Below are 19,444 nucleotides of genomic sequence, written 5' to 3'. Positions count from 1 at the left end.
TGCAAAGGTAACAATTCTCAAAACTATGCCAAATAAAAAAGCTTCCCGAAACGAGAAGCTTTGTCATATAATATGATGATTTATTATAAATTAATAGAAACACCAAGACTGCCATTGTTGCCGACTTCCGCAAAAACCCCGATTCTCTCCGTAAAGAAATACCTGGCTCCGATATGTGCTCCCAGCCCGAAATCTCTTCCTACAACGCCTACATCAATTCCCGGATAGATATCCAGTTTTTCGGGAAGTTGCAGTGCGTCTTTTAAGTGAAAGTTCAGTCTTCCAAAAACGAAAACACGGTTGTCGTCATCATTGTCTTTGTAATTACTGAAATAGCCGTTGATTCCGGCGCCTACAGAAATAAGCTGGTTCAGTCCGTAATCATACGTTCCTGTAATTCCTGTTCCGTAGCCCCATGCGCTTAGTCCTGCATTGATTTTCTGATCTCCTTTCCCTGTCCAGGCCTGCGCACTGGCAGTTGCTCCTGCAAAAATAAGCATCAGCACAAAACACAATTTCTTCATATAGTTATCTTTTTATGTTATTATTTAAAAAATATCTGCAACAAAGATAGAACCGAAATCATCCGAAAATCGTATTTTTAGTGAAGTTTTTTAACATAGTTTATGAAAATTACAGCACTGAATTTAGATATCGTCTGGAAAAATAAAGAAAAGAATTTTCAAATGATCAAAAATGAACTGCATCTTCAGGAAGCGGATCTTTTTCTTTTACCGGAAATGTTTTCTACAGGATTTTGTATGGATGCTTCAGAAGTGGCAGACAGGAATCTGGAATCTCTTGCATTCCTGAAAGAAATGGCAAAGAATAAAAATGCGGCTTTCTGCGGAAGTGCTTCTGTGCAAGAAGATGGTAAGTTTTACAACAGGATGTGTTTTGTTCATCCGGAGGGAAATGTGGATTTTTACGACAAACGTCATCTGTTTTCCTTTTCGGGAGAGGATAAGGTTTATACGCCGGGAAAGAAACGGATCATTGTTAATTATCAGGGTTTTAGAATCTTACTGCAGGTCTGCTATGATCTCAGGTTTCCCGTTTTTGCAAGAAATAATGACGATTATGATATAATTTTGTATGTCGCCAACTGGCCTGAAAAAAGAGTGGACGCCTGGGAGCATCTGTTGAAAGCGCGGGCTATCGAAAATCTTTCCTTTGTTTTCGGGCTAAACAGGATCGGGACAGATGGAAATCATCTTTTCTATAAGGAAAGCTCCCATTGTTTTTTTGCTGACGGGAAAGAAATTTCTATAAAAGAAGGAAATCTTGTTACTGCAGAATTGCATTTAGAAGAATTAAAAGATTTCAGGGGTCATTTTCAGTTTTTAAATGACCGCGATTCTTTTGAAATTGAGTTATGAAGGCTAAAAGTTAAGGTCGAGGCACATTGTATTAATCTTGGTCTCAACCTTAGCCTTAATCTTAAGCATATTGTTTTAAAAGCTGTGTCAGCGTATTCACATCATGAACGCCGCTCTCCTTCCAGAGCATTTCTCCGTTTTTGAAAACGGCCAGCGTAGGAACGCCGCGCACACCATATTGTGCCGCTAAAGCAGGATATTGATCTACATCCACCTTAATGATTCTCGCGCTTTCGCCTACATTTTCTTTAACGGTATTAAGAACCGAAGACTGTACTTTGCAGGGTTGACACCATGTTGCAAAAAAATCTATTAAAACAGGTCTTTCAGAATTGATGATTTCCTGGAATTTTTGTGACATTGTTTTGGGTTTTATTAATCTAAATTAGTGTTTTTAGAAGGTTTTTCGTTCTGAATGGCTTTTACGTTTTTCCACGTTGTACCATCATAAACTTCAATGCCTTCTTTCTTTAAGATTTCCATCGCCTGATCCGCCTGGATTCCTTTGTTACAGAAAACAACTACTTTTTTTCCTTTCAGAGATTGTGTGTTTTTAGATAGTTCAGCTAAAGGAATGTTAATCGCATTTTTTGCCGATCCTTCTTCATACTGTTCAGCAACTCTTACATCTACAAGAACTACATTCGGGCTGTTCACCACGTCTTTGATATTTTTATCAGGAAGCGTTGCAGAAGAGCGTGTTTTGCATGAGTTCAATATAAAAATTAATACAATAAAAAATCCGTAGAAGCTTTTCATTATTTACAGGGTTTTAGACTGGCATACAAAATCAGAAGTAGGAAGCTTTCCTGTTTTTTTAATTCCGTTAAAACCTCCTTCCACTTCAGTGAAATTCCTGATTCCATGTGAATTAAGAATGCTTGCGGCGATCATGCTTCTGTAGCCTCCCGCACAATGCAGGAAAAAATGCTCAGCATCATCAATAGTATTTATCCACTCACTGATTTCATCCAGAGGCCTGTTGTAGGCGTTGTCAATATGTTCGGCAGAATATTCCGAAATTTTACGGACATCGATCACTTTAGAGGTTTTATCAAACTGCTCTGCAAATTCTTCCGGAGAAATTCTTTTTATTTCGTCGGTTTCTTTACTGTTGTTCTTCCATGATTCGAAACCTCCTTTCAGATAGCCTACAACATGATCAAATCCAACTCTGCTTAATCTGGTGATGGCTTCTTCCTCAGTACCTTTTTCTACTACCAATAATAAAGGATGTTTTACATCAACAATTAATGCCCCCACCCAAGGTGCAAAATCTCCTTTGAGTCCGATGTTTATAGAATTAGGGATAAATCCTTTATGAAACTCTGCCGGACTTCTCGTATCTAAAATCAAGGCACCGGTTTCTTCGGCATATGCTTCAAAATCTTCAGCAGGAATTGCGGTCAATCCTTTATTCATTACTACGTCAAGGCTTTCATAACCCCCTTTATTCATGGCAACGTTCATCCCGAAATATTTGGGAGGCGCTGTAAGCCCGTCAAGAACTTCCTTTACAAAAGATTCCTTATCCGGCTGATTGAGTGCGTAATTTGTTTTTTTCTGATTTCCTAATAGATCAACGGTTTCTTTCTGCATATTCTTTCCACAGGCAGAACCTGCTCCATGTGCAGGATATACGGTAATGCTGTCATCAAGCGGCATAATTTTCGTTTGAAGGCTTTCATATAGAATTCCTGCGAGATCTTCCTGGGTGAGGCTGGTTGCTTTCTGTGCAAGATCAGGTCTGCCAACATCTCCGAGGAATAAAGTGTCACCAGTGAAAATTGCAGTTTCTACTCCGTTTTCGTCAATTAGGAGATAGGTGCTGCTTTCCATCGTGTGGCCGGGCGTATGGAGAACTTTAATTTTTACCTTTCCGATCTCAAAAATCTGATTGTCTTCCGCGATAATAGCGTCAAATTCAGGTTGCGCTGTAGGCCCATAGACAATAGGAGCGCCTGTTGCTTTGCTCAGATCCAGATGGCCTGAAACGAAATCTGCATGGAAATGGGTTTCAAAAATATATTTTAGCGTTACATTGTCTTTTTCCAGACGATCAAGGTAGGGCTTTACTTCTCTTAAAGGATCAATAATAGCTGCCTCGTTTTCGGATACGATATAATAGGCACCCTGAGCCAGACATCCGGTATATATTTGTTCGACTTTCATTATGTGGTGTAACTTTTTAAGTTTTTTTTAATATCTGCAAAAATCGTGTTTATTTTCTGAAAAAAGGCAAAATAAAAAAATCTATGCCAATAGAATAAATCTATAAAGTCCAGACCTTCTCGATATGCGGTAGTTATCATAGTCATACATGATTCTGTGGTACTAAGTTAGGCATATTTGTTAATATTTTGCGGATGAAATTAATCATAATGAAAACTTAGCCGGTTCATATTTTAAAAAAAATTATATTTATGTAAAAAATCAAATGGCAGACAAAACACAATTTATTGAAGAACTGAGTGCAAAGTATACATCAAAAGGAGAATATATTATTTTAGGCAAAGGCATGCTGGACGGAGAAGTGATTCCTGAAGTAAATGTTGCGATTCCTTTAAAGACGATCAACCGTCACGGACTTATTGCAGGAGCTACGGGAACCGGGAAAACCAAAACCTTACAGGTGTTTGCTGAGCAGCTTTCCCACAAAGGAATTCCTTCCTTGGTTCTGGATATAAAAGGAGATTTCTCGGGAATTGCAGAAGCAGGAACAGAAAATCCGGTTATTCAGGAACGTTATGCTAAAACACAGCTTCCGTACAGTCCGCAGGCTTTTCCGGTAGAATTAATGACGATTTCGGGAGAAAGAGGCGTAAAGCTGAGGGCTACCGTAACGGAATTCGGGCCGGTACTGCTGAGTAAGATCCTTCAGCTGAACGATACACAGCAAAGTATCATGGCCATTGTTTTTAAATATTGTGATGACAAAGGACTGCCTCTCATTGATCTGAATGATCTTAAAAAGGTTCTTCAGTATGTTACCGAAAACCCGCAGGGAAAGGCGGAACTCTCGGCTGATTATGGTTCAATCGCATCATCTTCATTGGGGGCAATTCTGAGGTCTATCGTAGCACTGGAGCAGCAGGGAGCGTCAAAGTTTTTCGGTGAATTAAGTTTTGATGTACACGATTTGCTGGAGACAAGAGATGGGAAAGGAGTGGTTAATATTTTAAGGGTAGCAGATATTCAGAGCAAACCTCAACTATTTTCTACATTTATGCTTTCGCTTTTTGCAGAGATTTATATGACATTCCCTGAGGAAGGCGATACCGGCAAGCCGAAACTGGTATTATTTATAGACGAGGCGCATCTTATTTTTGATGAATCTTCCAAAGCCCTGGTTTCGCAGATTGAAACAATGGTAAAGCTGATCCGTTCCAAAGGTGTCGGAATTTACTTTATTACCCAGATACCCGGAGATGTTCCGGAGGCTGTGCTCTCGCAATTAGGGTTAAAAATTCAGCATGCGCTGAGGGGGTTTACAGCAAAAGATAAAAAAGAAATTACAAAGGCAGTGGGAAATTATCCCACAACGGAATTTTATGATGCTGCCACTTTAATTCAGAATCTCGGAATTGGGGAGGCTTTTGTGACTGCTCTGGACGAAAAAGGAATTCCTACCCCTTTGGTACATACCTATTTAATTTCTCCCGAATCAAGAATGGATGTTCTTAATGATGCGGAAATTTCGGAACTGACAGGCCAATCTGCTTTGGTTATTAAATATGAAAACGTGGTTGATCGTGATTCGGCGTACGAAATGCTGGTAAGAAGAATGGAGCAGGCAGCAGCGGAAACTCCTGTAAATCAAAAAACAAAGCCTGCAAAAGAAGAGCCGGGAATGGTTGAGCAGATTTTGCAAAGTAAAGCAGCACGCACTTTTACCGGGACGCTGATGCGGGAAGGAGCAAAGGCCATCTTAGGGATGCTGGGTCTCGGCGGTAGGAGAAGATAATCGATGTTTTTTGTAATACTATTGTAGGGTATTCATGCACAATTTTGATAAGATTGATAGAATTTTTCCTATTTTAGCAGGATTGTCTTAATGAAGATATGGCATGTATTGTGTTATTTAAGATAAGTACAGTCTGTACACGTTATAATTAATCTAAAAGAAAGTTGTATAAAGTTTAAATGTATTCAATTATTGATATAGAAAGCAATGGTGCAGGTTACAGAAAAGAATGCATTATAGATATTGCTATTTACAGGTATGATGGGCAAAAAATTATTGACCAGTTCATCTCTCTTGTAAATCCCGAAAGCGATATCACGCCTTTTGTGCAGAAACTCACCAATATAACTCCCAAAATGGTAAAAACAGCTCCGAAATTCCATGAAATTGCACGCAGAATTGTGGAAATTACGGCCAATACTACTTTGGTGGGGCATAATATTGATTTTGATTACAGAATGCTTCGCCAGTCATTTCAAAGATTAGGTTATGATTTTAAAATCAATACTTTAGATACTATTCCGCTGGCTAAAAAGCTCATTCCGGATGAGGTCAGCTATTCGCTTGGGAAGTTGGTAAAATCTTTAGGTATTCCTCTTACAAACCACCACAGAGCGGATGGAGATGCACGTGCGACGCTTGAGCTTTTCAAACTCTTGATTTCAAAAGATACTGAAAACGAGATTATTCAGAAGCAGCACGAGGAATCTAACGCAAAAACCTATATCAATAAGATAAAGGTGCTTACTCAGGATCTTCCGAACGATAAAGGCTTTGTGTATTTCCAGAATGAAGAGGGTAAAATTATTCTTTCAGATTACGTTCAGGATATCAACAAGTTTTCCAAAAAGGTTTTCAATTCCAAATCCAAAAGATGGGAAGAAATTCAGAAAGCGGTTGAGCAGATCAATTATGAACTTACCGGAACCGATATTATTGCCAAACTGATCCTGAATTCAAAAGGCATCAGAAAAAAGGAAATATTACCTTTCGGGCTTTATCACAGAAATCAAAAATATGTGGTTGAAAAAAACAAGCTTAACAAAGCTGAAAAGCCAATCCTGAAATTTAGGTCTTTTACCCAGGGTGCAAAGGCTGTTGAATTCATCAGTAAACTGGAAGAATATACGGATGTTGAAGTTTTTAAAAAGAAAATTGATTTTAAAAAACGTAATGAGCTTTGGCTGGGATCCGGCAGAAGACTGGGTGAAAAACTTTTTCTTCTTGTTGAAAACGGAAAGGTGACTTCCTATGGATTTTACGAGCTTTTTACACAGATCCAGACGCTGAGTAAAATTTCAAAATTAAAAATCGATCTGCAATACCAGTCAGGAGATTTGGTAAATGAACTGCAACTTGCGCTTTTGCGGGGAGATTTTGAAACACTGCCGTTACCTAAGTAACTGATTTTTACTTATCAATAATTTAGCAAGATTTAAAAAGATAAAACACGCATATTTTCCGTTAACAATGGGAGTTTCGGAGATGTGTGCGCTCTACTGCTGTCTGATCTTTCAGTAATATGTTTAAAGCTTGTAGATTTTTCCAAAGTGAAAAATGCTTTTTTATCGCGGTTTTTAAGTTTTTTATTCTTTTAAAATTAAAACAAAAGAATAATGTTCTATGTATTTGATTTTAAATGGTAAACAATTTCTTATTACCTTTGTACTTTCTTAATAACACAAATAAGTTTTACTTAATTAATTATGAATCCAAAAGAATTACTGAAGATTGCCAATGAGTTTGGTACACCGGTGTATGTTTACGATGCTGAATCGATTAAAACCCAATACGAAAAACTTACATCATCTTTTCTTAAACACACGAAGTTCTTCTATGCTGCAAAGGCGTTGACCAATATCAATATTCTTAAGTATGTCAAGAACCTGGGTGCTTCTTTGGATTGTGTATCAATTAATGAAGTGAAACTCGGGCTAAAGGCTGGGTTTACCAAAGAAAAAATATTGTTCACCCCGAATTGTGTAGATCTTGCCGAAATTGAAGAGGCAATGACATTCGGGGTACACATTAATATTGATAATATTTCCATTCTTGAGCAGTTTGGCAACAAATACGGAAATACCTATCCGATTTTAGTAAGAATCAATCCGCATATTTTCGCTGGAGGAAACTATAAAATTTCAACAGGGCATATCGACAGCAAATTCGGGATTTCCATTCATCAGGTACGCCATATCGAAAGAGTGATGAAGTCTACCAACCTGAATGTAGAAGGGCTGCACATGCACACCGGAAGCGAGATCAAAGATCCGGATGTATTTCTTCAGGCTTTGGACATCATGTTGGAATTGTCTGAACACTTCCCGAATTTAAAATATCTGGACATGGGAAGCGGTTTTAAAATTCCATATCAGGATACCGAAGAAGAAACGGATGTAAAAACGCTGGGTAAAAAAGTAGAAAAGGTAATTGCCGAATTTTCAAAATCCACTGGAAAGAAGTTTGAGCTTTGGTTTGAACCGGGGAAATTTCTGGTAGGAAAGAGCGGTTATCTTTTGGTGAAAGCCAATGTTATTAAACAGACTACGGCAACGGTTTTTGTTGGGGTAAATTCCGGTTTTAACCACCTGATCCGCCCGATGTTCTATGATTCTTACCACGTGATCGAAAATTTATCCAATCCAAAAGGTGCGGAAAGGATTTATACCGTCGTAGGAAATATCTGTGAAACCGATACTTTTGCCTGGGACAGAAAACTGAATGAAGTAAGAGAAGGAGATATTCTGGCATTCCACAATGCGGGAGCTTACGGCTTTGAAATGAGTTCTAATTTTAATTCGAGACTTAAGCCTGCCGAGGTATTATTCTTAGACGGAAAAGCGCATCTCATCAGAAAAAGAGATGAATTTGAAGATCTTCTCAAAAATCAGATTGAAGTAATTTAATATTTATAAAAAACTCTACAGAAATGTAGAGTTTTTTTATTTGTAATTTCTTATTCAGATTTTATAATCCTTACATTTGTTAATGGCATAATCTTTACAGGATTAAGCTTTTTTGATCCATTCCATTTCACGTTCAAATAATAACACCAAAAAATATTAATTATGGCCAAAAACATCGCAGAGCAAATTGTAGAGATGCTCGAAGAAGCCAATGTTAAAAGAATCTACGCTGTTACCGGAGACAGTCTCAATCACCTAAATATCGCTGTTAAAAAAAGCAGTATCGAATGGATCCACGTAAGGCATGAAGAAGCCGGAGCATATGCCGCTGCCGCCGAAGCTGAACTGGACGGGTTTGCTGTATGTGCCGGAAGTTGTGGGCCGGGACATGTGCATCTCATTAACGGAGTATATGAAGCCCATCGTTCGCACGTTCCGATGCTGGTGATTGCCTCCACGATTCCAAGCAATGAAATGGGAATGGATTATTTCCAGGAAACAAACACCATAAAACTTTTTGATGACTGCAGTCATTACAACCAGATGATCACAAGGCCAGAGCAGGTACAGAGAACGCTGCAGACAGCCATTCAGCATGCAATTTCCAAAAAAGGAGTGGCAGTAATCGGTCTTCCCGGCGATGTATCTGAGCTGGATGCGGAAGAGGCAACAACGTCTAACAAGATTTTTAAGACAAATCCTATAATTCGTCCGTCAGATGAAGAATTAAACCAGTTGGCCAGTTTGATCAACGAAAGCGAAAAAGTAACGGTTTATTGCGGTATCGGCGCAGAAGATGCCAATCCGGAAGTTGTGGAATTATCAAAACATCTAAAAGCACCGGTGGGGTATTCTTTCCGTGGAAAAATGGCCATCCAGCCGAATAACCCAAATGAAGTAGGGCTTACCGGGCTTTTAGGATTGCCTTCTGCTTATCACGCAATGCATGAAGCGGATCTGTTACTTCTTTTAGGTACCGATTTTCCATATGAGAAATTCATGCCCGTTAAAAATAAAATTGTTCAGATTGATGAAAGTCCTGAGAGATTAGGACGAAGAGCCAAGCTTGAACTTGGATTGGCGGGAGATGTAAAGGAAACGATCAAGGCTTTATTGCCTTTGTTAAAAGAAAAAACAGATGCAAATTTCCTGAAGCAGCAACTGGAATTCTATGAAAAGGTTAAAGAAGATCAGTTGACCTATGTAAAAGACCCCGGAACGGAAAACGGAATTCAGCCGGAGTTTGTTACCTATACTTTAGATAAATTAGCAAAAAAAGATGCGGTTTTCACAGTAGATACAGGAATGTGTTGTGTTTGGGGAGCCAGATATATTACCGGAACGGGCGCAAGAAAAATGCTGGGTTCCTTCAACCATGGTTCTATGGCGAATGCTATGCCGATGGCAATCGGTGCTTCCCTGGCATATCCGGGAAGACAGGTTATCGCGATGTGTGGAGATGGGGGACTTTCAATGCTTTTGGGAGATATGGCAACCATTTTTCAATATAAACTTCCCGTAAAGATTATTGTATATAATAACAGATCTCTGGGAATGGTAAAGCTGGAGATGGAAGTAGGAGGTATGCCGGATAATGAAACGGATATGGTGAACCCGGATTTTGCAATGATTGCTCACGCCATGGGATATCCCGGAAAAAATGTTCACAAACCTGAAGAAGTGGAGACTGCTATTAAAGAATGCCTCGATTACAACGGACCTTATCTCCTGAATATTTTTACCAATCCTAATGCGCTGGCCTTGCCTCCGAAAATTGAATTCGACCAGGTTCTCGGGATGACGAAATCAATGGCTCAGCTGATGCTCGGCGGAAAAATGGAAGAAGCGTTAGACACCGTGAAAAGCAATTATAAACACATAAAAGACATATTGTAAAAAAGCAGCTTCATACTTTACTTTGTATGGAGCTGTTTTCTTTCAACAGAAGAAGTATTATCTTTGTTTATTAATTCTAAATATCCTATGAAAGCTATTTTGTTTTTATCAGCACTTTTGATTTCAGGCTTTGCATCTGCTCAGTTTGATGTAGAAGACAGGGACGATAATTTTATTACGGAAAATAACAGAAGTATTTTAAAAATAGATATTAAAGAACCCTTGCTTCAGGTTGCCGTAAAGAACTGCAGTGATTTTCAGGCCGCTACTTTTGAAGGTGGAATTCCAGCTTATAAAGAAATTCTTAGAAAATATATGTATGTCTATCTCAATACCGATTTTTATGTTCTGAACGGAGATTTTACATTTACCATTACGGTAGATCAAAATGGGAAAGTTACCGATATTGAAGGGTCTCCCAAAGTTGCCAACAGCCGTATATTCTTTGATGATATGAAATATATCGTAAGAAGAATAAAGAAAAACTGGATTCCTGCTGTCTGCAATGGAAAACCGGTGACCTCACAAATCAAAATCAAAATGAATTTATCTACCATCGCAACTGATGTTTAGCTGTGCTTTTGACTATGAAATCATGCTGCCCTTATTAATTTTGAGTTGTAAAGGTTCCTTCAAAAAAGCGACAATAATTTTCATCAATAACACATATAATTATGATTAAAAAAACTTTTATTTCTCTTACAATGGTATTCTTTTCCTTCTTGAAATCTCAGATTTTAGACGAATATCCCGAAAAGCAGGATTTTTATGAAGGAGGCCTGATCAGCTTTTACAAAGAAAGCCATGATTATCTGGTAAAAAATAATGTGAAAGAGTGTAATGCGGAAGAAATTTACGAGCCCAGGTTTATTGTGACTAAAGAAGGTACGATTAAATTGATTAAAGATTCAGATACTGCAAATATTTCAAAGAATAAATGTGCTTACGATATTTCTTTAATGCTTTTAAAAAATCTTAAAAATTGGAAGGCTGCGCAAGTAAAAGGCGGGAAATTTGGTGCGCTTACAGAATTTATTTTCTACCCGAAAGATGTGATGAGTAATTACAAGGAAGGATATAATGCGTTAAAATTTAAAATTGCTGCTCAATATCCTGGTGGCTATGAGAAGCTTAAGAAAGATTTTCATGATGAATTCATGAGTTTGTTTATGGATTACCACATCAACGGAGATATTAATCTTGAGTTTTATGTTGATAAAGAAGGTCATATTACCAATCCGAGAATTTACCCGCAGATAAATGATAGAAATTTTAATGTCAGCTTTTTACGGACACTTTCGAGACTTAAGAAAGTATGGAAGCCGGCTTTGTACTCTAACATTCCAATCAAAGAAAAAATAATTTATCCGTTTAATTTTTCGACAACTTTCCGTGAAAGATAATCCTGACATTCTGTCACAATTTTGTATCTTTGCAAATTCAATAAGTTAAAATTTAATGTTTTGAGTTCAAATCTGTATGTGTAGAGCTACAAACCTTAAATTTTAAACCTTAAATAAGATTATCGTGCAGGAAAAATATATAGACGAAACAAAACAGGGAGAAGCTTTTGCTATTGCCGAAAAAGATGGTAACTCAAAGAAATTGTTTCTTGAGAGCTATGGATGTCAGATGAATTTCTCCGATTCAGAGATCGTTGCATCCATTCTTAACGAACAGGGTTATAATACAACGCTTAAAGTAGAAGAAGCAGATCTTATCCTTCTGAATACATGTTCTATCCGTGAAAAAGCAGAGCAGACCGTAAGAATGCGCCTTTCCCAGTTCAAAAACCTGAAAAAAGAAAAACCCAATATGACAGTTGGAGTTTTGGGTTGCATGGCGGAAAGGCTGAAAACAAAATTCCTGGAAGAAGAACAATTGGTAGATCTTGTAGTAGGTCCCGATGCGTACCGTGATTTACCGAATCTTTTAAAAGAAACCGAAGATGGAAGAGATGCCATCAATGTCATTCTTTCTAAAGAAGAAACGTATGCAGACATCAATCCTGTCCGTTTGGGAGGAAACGGTGTTACGGCTTATGTTACCATTACCAGAGGATGCGATAATATGTGTACATTCTGCGTAGTTCCTTTCACCAGAGGTCGTGAAAGAAGCCGTGATCCGCATTCAATTTTAGAAGAATGTAAAGGTCTTTGGAAAAACGGATATAAGGAAATAACACTTTTGGGGCAAAATGTAGACTCTTACCTTTGGTACGGAGGCGGTCCGAAAAAAGACTTTATCAAAGCATCTGAAATGCAGAAAGCAACTGCTGTTAATTTTGCCCAATTGCTGGATTTAGTAGCGAAAGCAGTTCCTCAGATGAGAATCCGTTTTTCAACCTCAAATCCTCAGGATATGAGCCTTGATGTCTTCAGAATGATGGCAAAGCACGAAAATATCTGCAAATATGTTCATTTACCGGTTCAGAGCGGAAGCAACAATATGCTGGAAGCAATGAACAGACAACATACCCGTGAAGAATATTTGGATTTAATTAAAAAAGCCAAGGAAATCGTTCCGGAAGTCGCTTTTTCTCAGGACATGATCGTTGGTTTCTGCAATGAAACAGAGGAAGATCACCAGGATACATTGAGCTTAATGAGAGAAGTGGAATATGATTACGGTTATATGTTTGCTTATTCAGAAAGACCGGGAACGCCTGCTCACAAGAAAATGGAGGACAATATTCCTGCAGATGTTAAACAGCGACGTCTTGCGGAAGTAATTGCTTTACAGGGAGAATTGTCAAGGAATAGAATGAAGTCTTATGTCGGAAAAGTGCATCAGGTTTTAATCGAAGGAACTTCCAAAAAGAATGAAAACCAATGGAAAGGCAGGAATTCCCAGAATGCGGTTTGTGTATTCGATAAGCTGGAGGGCCAGAAAATTGGTGACCTGGTGGATGTTTTTGTTTTTGACAACACCCAGGGTACACTTTTAGGGGAAACAGTAAAGTAGATTATTTGGGCAGCTTTTCCGCCTTCCGTTCCCGCTTTTTTATTTTTTGAAAAATAAAAAGAGCTCCACTCAAGTCGGGCTGCGTGCAATTCAATGATAAAATAAAATTTAGAATATATTCTTTCAATGAAAGATTTACAAAATACACAACTTCTGCAAAATATTTCTTCATTACTTGATAATGCAAGAAAAAAAGTTGCTGTAGCTGTAAATCAAACCATCGTACTTACCTATTACGAAATAGGAAGAATGATTGTGGAGGATGAGCAGAATGGGGGAAATAGAGCAGAATATGGTAAAGCTGTTCTTAAAGATTTGTCTTTGCGCCTTACTGAAAAATTTGGAAAAGGATTCTCAGTAGAAAATCTTGATAGAATGAGGTTTTTCTATAAAACTTATTCTGAACAAATTTCGTCAACAGTGTTGACGAATTCATCAAATATAATTCAACAGACAACTTCTGTTAATTTCAATCTTTCATGGTCGCACTATTTAAAGTTAATGAGGATAAAAGATTCTAATGAAAGAAAATTCTATGAAACTGAAAACAAGATTTTATTAACATTTTAAACTCAGACAATGGAGAAACTTCATAAATATTGCCTAAGTGTATTGTTAGTAATCATCTGTACTAACATCTCGGCGCAGGTCAGCAATGGCTCTGTGGAAAACACCGATTGCCAACAATTGTACAGGCTATACAGCAAGATTTTGCAGCAGGATCATGGAGTTTCTAAAGAATTAAGTGTTCTTAAAAGATCCGTACGGAATTTTGCAATCAGTCATAAAGAAAATGCTGCTGATCTTATTGGGCGAAGCTATCCTGATCAGGATCAAAAATCATGTTTTAAAAATAAATACGGAGCAAATATTGCCGAAAAGCAAAAACATCAACTGCTCCTTAAAAATTTCGAGAAAAACAGCAAACAAGTATTTTTTGCTAAAATTTTATATTTTAAAACTAAAGTTTCAAAAGTCAGAAATAAAGATTATTTAAGTGCAATTGGTTGATATTCAGACAGAATCGAACATTTAACTAAACTTACAGCAAAAACTGTAAAAAAATAATCTAAAACTTTACATATGAGCAACGAGCTTCAAAATATAAAAAACCGTTTCGGAATTATCGGAAACTTTCCGGCCTTAAACCGCGCTTTAGAAAAAGCCATTCAGGTAGCCCCAACAGACATCTCAGTCCTTGTCATCGGAGAAAGTGGTGTCGGGAAAGAATTTATCCCAAAAATCATCCATTCAGAATCCAAAAGAAAACACCAGCCTTATATTGTGGTAAACTGCGGAGCGATCCCGGAGGGAACCATCGACTCAGAATTATTCGGGCATGAAAAAGGAGCCTTTACCGGAGCTACGGCAACCAGAAAAGGATATTTCGAGGTGGCAGACGGCGGAACCATATTCCTTGATGAGGTAGGGGAATTGCCTTTGCAAACTCAGGTTCGTTTATTAAGAGTGCTGGAAAGCGGGGAATTCATGAAAGTAGGATCTTCACAGGTCCAGAAAACCAATGTGAGAATTGTTGCAGCAACCAATGTTAATATGATGAAGGCCATCCAGGACGGAAGATTCCGGGAAGATCTTTATTATCGTTTAAATACAGTGCAGATCGATATGCCGCCTTTGAGAGAAAGAAAAGGGGATATTCATTTACTATTCAGAAAATTTGCTATCGATTTTGCCGAAAAATACAGAATGCCGGAACTGGAACTTGAGCCGGGAGCGGTGCATTATGTCGAAAATTATACATTCCCCGGAAATGTACGTCAGCTCAGGAATCTTGTTGAGCAGATGACTGTTGTAGAGAGGAACAGGCATGTTACCCCGGAGAAACTGGCAGAGTATATTCCGATGGAGTCTCATCTTCCGATGGTTGTAAATACACCGAATGCTCAAAAACAAAGTGATTTCGGCAGTGAAAGGGAAATCATGTACAAAATTCTCTTTGATATGAGAAACGATATTAATGATTTAAAATCCTTAACTTCGGAATTGATTAAAAACCGCGGTACATCTGATCTGAGCAATCATGAAAAAAATCTGATCAATAGGATTTATACCCCTGAAAGCCAGCAGAATGTAGCGCCAAATTCATTGCTATATTTTGAAAATAAAAATAATGATGCACCGGTAATCCAGAATCCTACTATTATTTCCGGGCAGGACGACAGTTATGAAGATGTGGAAGATATAGAAATTGAAGAGCACAGACCGGAATCCTTATCACTTCAGAACAATGAAAAGGATCTCATTATTAAAGCATTGGAAAAACATAAAGGCAGAAGAAACAAAGCGGCAGATGAATTGGGGATTTCCCAAAGAACCCTGTACAGGAAAATAAAACAATATAACTTAGAAGAATAATAATCATGATTAAACTTAACGCAAAACCGGTCAACTTTAAAATAGGAGAATACATCAGCAACGGATATGAGTTTTACAAAGCAAATTTCGGAAGTTTGCTGGGAGCTTTTCTGCTTGCCATGATCATGTCCATTATCCCTTTCTGCGGGCTTTTGGCGATAGGGAATTTTTATAAATATTGCCGCGATTTAAGAGCCGGAAGAAATGTAAGTGCAGGGGATATTTTCAATTTTGATGATTTTACGCCTTACTTTCTGATACAACTGGTTTTGCTGGGCGGGATGATGGTAATCTATATTCCGATGCTGTTTATGATCCCGATGATGGCAGACAGAGATCCTTCCGCAGGTCCACCAGCTCTTTTTATTATTTATATGATCTTCGTTTATATAGCGATCTTAATCGTTTGTCTGAAAGGCTTCTATATGCCAGCTTTAATTTCTCTAGGAAGAATTATAGATATTAAAGAAGCATGGAAGATTTCTTCCGTAATGACTAAAGGAAATCTATTGTCAATCTTTTTATATTCACTGGCTGTAGGAGTCTTATCGCAGTTGGGGATTATCGCATGCTTTATTGGTTTGATTTTTACCATGCCTTTTTTGTATGCTGCGCATTACTTTGCGTATGAAGATGCTTTGAAGCAGGTTACCTATGATGAAATTCAGGAAATTGGAATTAAAAATGAACTTTAAAATTAAAAATATTAAAATCGGGCAGCCAAAAGTTTGGCTTTTGCTGTTGTGTTTGTCGGTGCTGAATTCGTGCTACACTTTCACGGGCTCATCTCTTAAAGATGAAAAGACCATTCAGATTAATGAGTTCCCGAACAACGCACCCTTAGTAAATCCTACGCTTTCGCAGCAGTTTTCTACAGACATTCAGAACAGGTTTTTACAAAGAACAACGTTAAAAGGAACAAAAGAAAACCCAGATATTCTGGTGGAAGGTGAAATTACGGATTATTCAATCACACCTACAACGATCAGCTCTAATACCGTAACCAATCAAAATACGGGAGGAGTAATTCAGGAGTCACAGAATAAACTCACCATTACAGTGAAAGTGCATTATGAAAACAGACTTCATCCTGAACTAAGCTTCGACAGGTCATATTCTGATGAAGCTGTATTCAACAGTAATTTATCGCAATCTGATATCGAAAGCTCTCAGGTGAAAATTGCGACCGACAGGATTATTAATAAGATATTTAACGACATTGTAGCGAACTGGTAAGATGAATCATAGAGTTTTAGAATTATTAAAGACCCCAAAAAGCATTCAGTCGGAAGATCTCAATCTTCTGAAAGAGGAAATTAATTCTTTTCCCTATATTCAAAATATCAGAGCATTGTACTTGTATGGAGTTCATCTGTATGATAAAGAAAATTATCAGAAAGTACTCTCTACCACAGCAGCATATACCACGGATAAAAAAATTCTTTATCAGCTGATTAACGGTAAAATCCAACAGAAACCTAAGGCAGAAACTCCTGCGGGAACGATACAGGAAAAAATCATTCCTATGGAAAATCCGCTTCAGCTTTTATTGCGGTCTAAAGCTTCTGTTTTTCCTTTAAAAAGAGAAGAAGAACCCGTTTCGGAAGATCATCCTGAAACAGTTGAAGAGACGGCAGAAATACTTGCTGACGATGAAAATAGTTTTGGAATACCTCCGGAGCCAAAGCCTGAAGCCAAAGCAGTTTTTGTAAACGGGGAAAGAAACAGAATTTTATTTGAAGGAGAAGAGAATTTTCTTGAAGATGACAATGTTGAGGTGATTGATCTGGAATCCACACTGGAATCCGGTTCTATTATTACTCAAAAACCTGATAAAAAAGAAGAAATACTACAAGATCAGGAATTTCTTCAGGAGGATGAAGATCCTGAAATTATTGAAGCTGAGGATTTTATACCGGAAACCATTATTGAAGAAGAAAAAATAAAGTCCGAATCCGAAAAAGAAGAGGTTTTAAACAATTCTGAATTAAGTTTCCATGAAACTGAATCATTTCTTCCGGATGTTCAGATCACTCAAAATGAAACTGAAAAAGAATCTGAATATGAAAATACAGAAGAAGTAGCCGACTTCACTACGGAAACAATTGTTAATGAAGAAAGGCTTTCATCGTCTGAGGAAAAAGAAACCCTTCATGATGATTCCGAATTAAGCTTCCACGGAATGGAATCTTTCCTGCCGGATGTGAAAATACAACCGAACACGGATGAAAAAATAAAGGAAATTTCCCAGCCGGGTTTCAGCAAGCATGAAGATGAAATGCGCAGACTGATTGAAGAGGTTGAGAAAAAAATCAAAGAGAAAGCAGCTTCCGAAACTCCTAAAATAGAGGAAGAGTCGGAAAATGCAGGAAACGACATTAGCTTTTCGGAAACACAAAGTTTTGAGGTAAAAACTGAAGAACCGAAATCTGAAGAAGCAGATAAAGAAAGCGTTATTGAAAACAACGTTCAGCCCGAAGCCTCAGAAAAACAGGTGGAAGAAATTTCAGAAGAAAATAAAGCAGCGGTTGAACAGGCTCCGGAAGTAAATACTGCATGGAAGCCAATGTCACTCGAATCTAATCTTCCTGATTCTTTATTAAGTAAACCTGTAGAAAATGTTCAGCCGCAGCCGGAAATTCCTGCTGAATCCAAAGCAGAAGCTGTTCAAAAAGAAATTTCTGAAGAAACGGGCTCATTAGCGACAACGGAAATTATCGAACCTGTTGAAAATATACCTGCGAAGCCGGAAGAACTTACAGAATCAAAAGATGAAGATGCGGCTGTGGAAAGGGAGAAGGAGAATAAAGAGGAAGCACCGGTGATGAATGTGTCATTCTTTAGCTCAGGATGGACGATTCCTCAGCCTGAAAAGAAAGAACAAAAAACAGAAATACAGCAGGAAAATGCACAGAAAGCAACACAAACAGCCTCTTCTGTTGAAAATGTAGTGGAAAATAAAAAATCCAGTCTTCTTGACAGCAATGTTCCGGGATTCATCAATACATGGCAAAGCTGGCTTAAGATTGACAGATCTTCGGAAACAAAGCAAGATAAAACAGAAGTCAAAAATAAGGTCATTGAGACTTTTATCGAGAATAATCCTAAAATCAGCCAGCTGAAGGAGGAAAGTAATTTTATCATAAAGGAAAAAGGAGACGATATTTCTCATTTGATGACGGAGACACTGGCCAACCTTTATTTTGAACAAAAGCTTTACACAAAAGCCATTAAGGCTTTCGAAACCCTCATTAAAAAAACACCTGAAAAGAAGGAATACTATGAAAACAGGATTCAGGAAATAAAAGACTTCAGAACCAAAGGATAGATCTATGAATATACTATCCATAAATGCTTTTCAGATACTAACTGTTGCTATATTCTTCGCTGTATTGTATGCAGCAGCCATAGCAGTTCTTTTTAAAAACAGATCCGGTATTTTGCCTTATCTGGCATTGATTCTTTTTCCGTTAATCGGTCCTTTGGGAATTATTGTAGGAAATTATACAAAAAAAATAAAATAATTGGGGCGGAAAATTTCCGCCCCAATTATTTATGCTGATAATGAATTACTCTCGGTTATTAATCTTTTTTCATCGATTGACAAAGCTTTATAAACTGCTCTTCAACATCCTGAAACTTCTCAGGCATTTCAGGAGATATCCAGAAAAGCATGGCCATTGTTTTATTCCCGAAGCTTTCTTTAAAAAGATCTTTATGAAGACGGTAACATTCTCTGAGAAGCCTTTTCACCCGGTTTCTGTGTACTGCTCTTTTAAAATATTTTTTTGAAACCGATACCGCAAACTTCGTATGTTCAACAGGTGCGGCAGGCTTATCTTTCAGAATAATAATTCTCAGGTTCCCATTGCTTCGCCATTTACCTTTTTCAAAAAGTAAAGAAATCTCGGTGTTTTTTTTAAGCTTTTCAGCTCTGGGATATTTAAAGTTTGTCATTT

At 37.8% G+C, this 19,444-nt stretch carries 20 protein-coding genes; 15 read left to right on the top strand and 5 right to left on the bottom strand.

Going from position 1 to position 19,444, the window contains the following annotated elements:
• Positions 1–83: 83 nt before the first annotated feature.
• Positions 84–524 carry a DUF6646 family protein gene (locus tag ODE14_RS13645; RefSeq protein WP_248389497.1) on the bottom strand — a complete coding sequence of 147 codons (441 nt, stop codon included), beginning with the start codon at positions 522–524 and terminating at the stop codon, positions 84–86.
• 102 nt (positions 525–626) lie between these two features.
• On the opposite strand from ODE14_RS13645, the gene ODE14_RS13640 reads away from it, so the two are divergent.
• On the top strand, positions 627–1,379 hold the full coding sequence (locus tag ODE14_RS13640) for a nitrilase-related carbon-nitrogen hydrolase (protein ID WP_263601818.1): 753 nt from the start codon (positions 627–629) through the stop codon (positions 1,377–1,379).
• A 61-nt stretch (positions 1,380–1,440) separates the two neighbouring features.
• Here the strand turns inward: ODE14_RS13640 and ODE14_RS13635 are convergent, their stop codons facing one another.
• The 3 genes from ODE14_RS13635 to ODE14_RS13625 are packed head-to-tail and all read right to left on the bottom strand — an operon-like array spanning position 1,441 to position 3,551.
• A complete protein-coding gene (locus ODE14_RS13635) occupies positions 1,441–1,740 on the bottom strand; it encodes a thioredoxin family protein (protein ID WP_066438885.1) in 300 nt (99 codons plus the stop codon).
• Between the two features lie 14 nt (positions 1,741–1,754).
• Positions 1,755–2,138 carry a rhodanese-like domain-containing protein gene (locus tag ODE14_RS13630; protein WP_263601817.1) on the bottom strand — a complete coding sequence of 128 codons (384 nt, stop codon included), beginning with the start codon at positions 2,136–2,138 and terminating at the stop codon, positions 1,755–1,757.
• Positions 2,139–2,141: 3 nt separating this feature from the next.
• Positions 2,142–3,551, bottom strand: coding sequence for an MBL fold metallo-hydrolase (locus tag ODE14_RS13625; RefSeq protein ID WP_263601816.1), 1,410 nt, complete (start codon positions 3,549–3,551; stop codon positions 2,142–2,144).
• A gap of 265 nt (positions 3,552–3,816) precedes the next feature.
• Between ODE14_RS13625 and ODE14_RS13620 the strand changes: the two genes are divergently transcribed.
• From ODE14_RS13620 to ODE14_RS13555, 14 genes are all read left to right on the top strand, one after another.
• On the top strand, positions 3,817–5,343 hold the full coding sequence (locus ODE14_RS13620; RefSeq protein WP_263601815.1) for a DUF853 domain-containing protein: 1,527 nt from the start codon (positions 3,817–3,819) through the stop codon (positions 5,341–5,343).
• Positions 5,344–5,522: 179 nt separating this feature from the next.
• Complete coding sequence (locus ODE14_RS13615; protein ID WP_248389506.1) at positions 5,523–6,746, top strand: PolC-type DNA polymerase III; 1,224 nt, start codon at positions 5,523–5,525, stop codon at positions 6,744–6,746.
• 303 nt (positions 6,747–7,049) lie between these two features.
• Positions 7,050–8,249, top strand: a complete 1,200-nt coding sequence (lysA, locus tag ODE14_RS13610; RefSeq protein ID WP_248389516.1) for a diaminopimelate decarboxylase — start codon at positions 7,050–7,052, stop codon at positions 8,247–8,249.
• A gap of 162 nt (positions 8,250–8,411) precedes the next feature.
• Positions 8,412–10,145 (top strand): thiamine pyrophosphate-dependent enzyme, encoded by a 1,734-nt coding sequence (locus ODE14_RS13605; protein WP_263601814.1) that lies wholly within the window; start codon positions 8,412–8,414, stop codon positions 10,143–10,145.
• Between the two features lie 87 nt (positions 10,146–10,232).
• On the top strand, positions 10,233–10,718 hold the full coding sequence (locus ODE14_RS13600) for a hypothetical protein (RefSeq protein ID WP_263601813.1): 486 nt from the start codon (positions 10,233–10,235) through the stop codon (positions 10,716–10,718).
• 101 nt (positions 10,719–10,819) lie between these two features.
• Positions 10,820–11,548, top strand: a complete 729-nt coding sequence (locus ODE14_RS13595; RefSeq protein ID WP_263601812.1) for an energy transducer TonB — start codon at positions 10,820–10,822, stop codon at positions 11,546–11,548.
• Between the two features lie 124 nt (positions 11,549–11,672).
• Positions 11,673–13,109, top strand: coding sequence for a tRNA (N6-isopentenyl adenosine(37)-C2)-methylthiotransferase MiaB (gene miaB, locus ODE14_RS13590; protein ID WP_263601811.1), 1,437 nt, complete (start codon positions 11,673–11,675; stop codon positions 13,107–13,109).
• Between the two features lie 126 nt (positions 13,110–13,235).
• Positions 13,236–13,679 carry a DUF1016 N-terminal domain-containing protein gene (locus ODE14_RS13585; protein WP_263601810.1) on the top strand — a complete coding sequence of 148 codons (444 nt, stop codon included), beginning with the start codon at positions 13,236–13,238 and terminating at the stop codon, positions 13,677–13,679.
• Positions 13,680–13,688: 9 nt separating this feature from the next.
• Positions 13,689–14,120 carry a hypothetical protein gene (locus ODE14_RS13580; protein ID WP_263601809.1) on the top strand — a complete coding sequence of 144 codons (432 nt, stop codon included), beginning with the start codon at positions 13,689–13,691 and terminating at the stop codon, positions 14,118–14,120.
• A 72-nt stretch (positions 14,121–14,192) separates the two neighbouring features.
• Positions 14,193–15,485 (top strand): sigma-54 interaction domain-containing protein, encoded by a 1,293-nt coding sequence (locus ODE14_RS13575; protein ID WP_248389525.1) that lies wholly within the window; start codon positions 14,193–14,195, stop codon positions 15,483–15,485.
• Between the two features lie 5 nt (positions 15,486–15,490).
• Complete coding sequence (locus tag ODE14_RS13570) at positions 15,491–16,180, top strand: hypothetical protein (protein WP_263601808.1); 690 nt, start codon at positions 15,491–15,493, stop codon at positions 16,178–16,180.
• Entirely contained in the window at positions 16,170–16,721 is a 552-nt protein-coding gene (locus ODE14_RS13565; RefSeq protein WP_263601807.1) for an LptE family protein, read from the top strand. Before ODE14_RS13570 ends, ODE14_RS13565 begins: the two co-directional genes overlap by 11 nt.
• Position 16,722: 1 nt before the next feature.
• Entirely contained in the window at positions 16,723–18,813 is a 2,091-nt protein-coding gene (locus tag ODE14_RS13560) for a hypothetical protein (protein ID WP_263601806.1), read from the top strand.
• 4 nt (positions 18,814–18,817) lie between these two features.
• On the top strand, positions 18,818–19,009 hold the full coding sequence (locus ODE14_RS13555) for a hypothetical protein (protein WP_263601805.1): 192 nt from the start codon (positions 18,818–18,820) through the stop codon (positions 19,007–19,009).
• Between the two features lie 58 nt (positions 19,010–19,067).
• On the opposite strand, the gene rnpA is transcribed toward ODE14_RS13555, so the two are convergent.
• Positions 19,068–19,442 carry a ribonuclease P protein component gene (gene rnpA / locus ODE14_RS13550; RefSeq protein WP_263601804.1) on the bottom strand — a complete coding sequence of 125 codons (375 nt, stop codon included), beginning with the start codon at positions 19,440–19,442 and terminating at the stop codon, positions 19,068–19,070.
• Between the last annotated feature and the right edge of the window lie 2 nt (positions 19,443–19,444).

This window comes from Chryseobacterium sp. PET-29 (assembly GCF_025736815.1).
Lineage (GTDB): Bacteria > Bacteroidota > Bacteroidia > Flavobacteriales > Weeksellaceae > Chryseobacterium > Chryseobacterium nepalense.
This window is presented reverse-complemented; position numbering and strand designations above follow the sequence as displayed.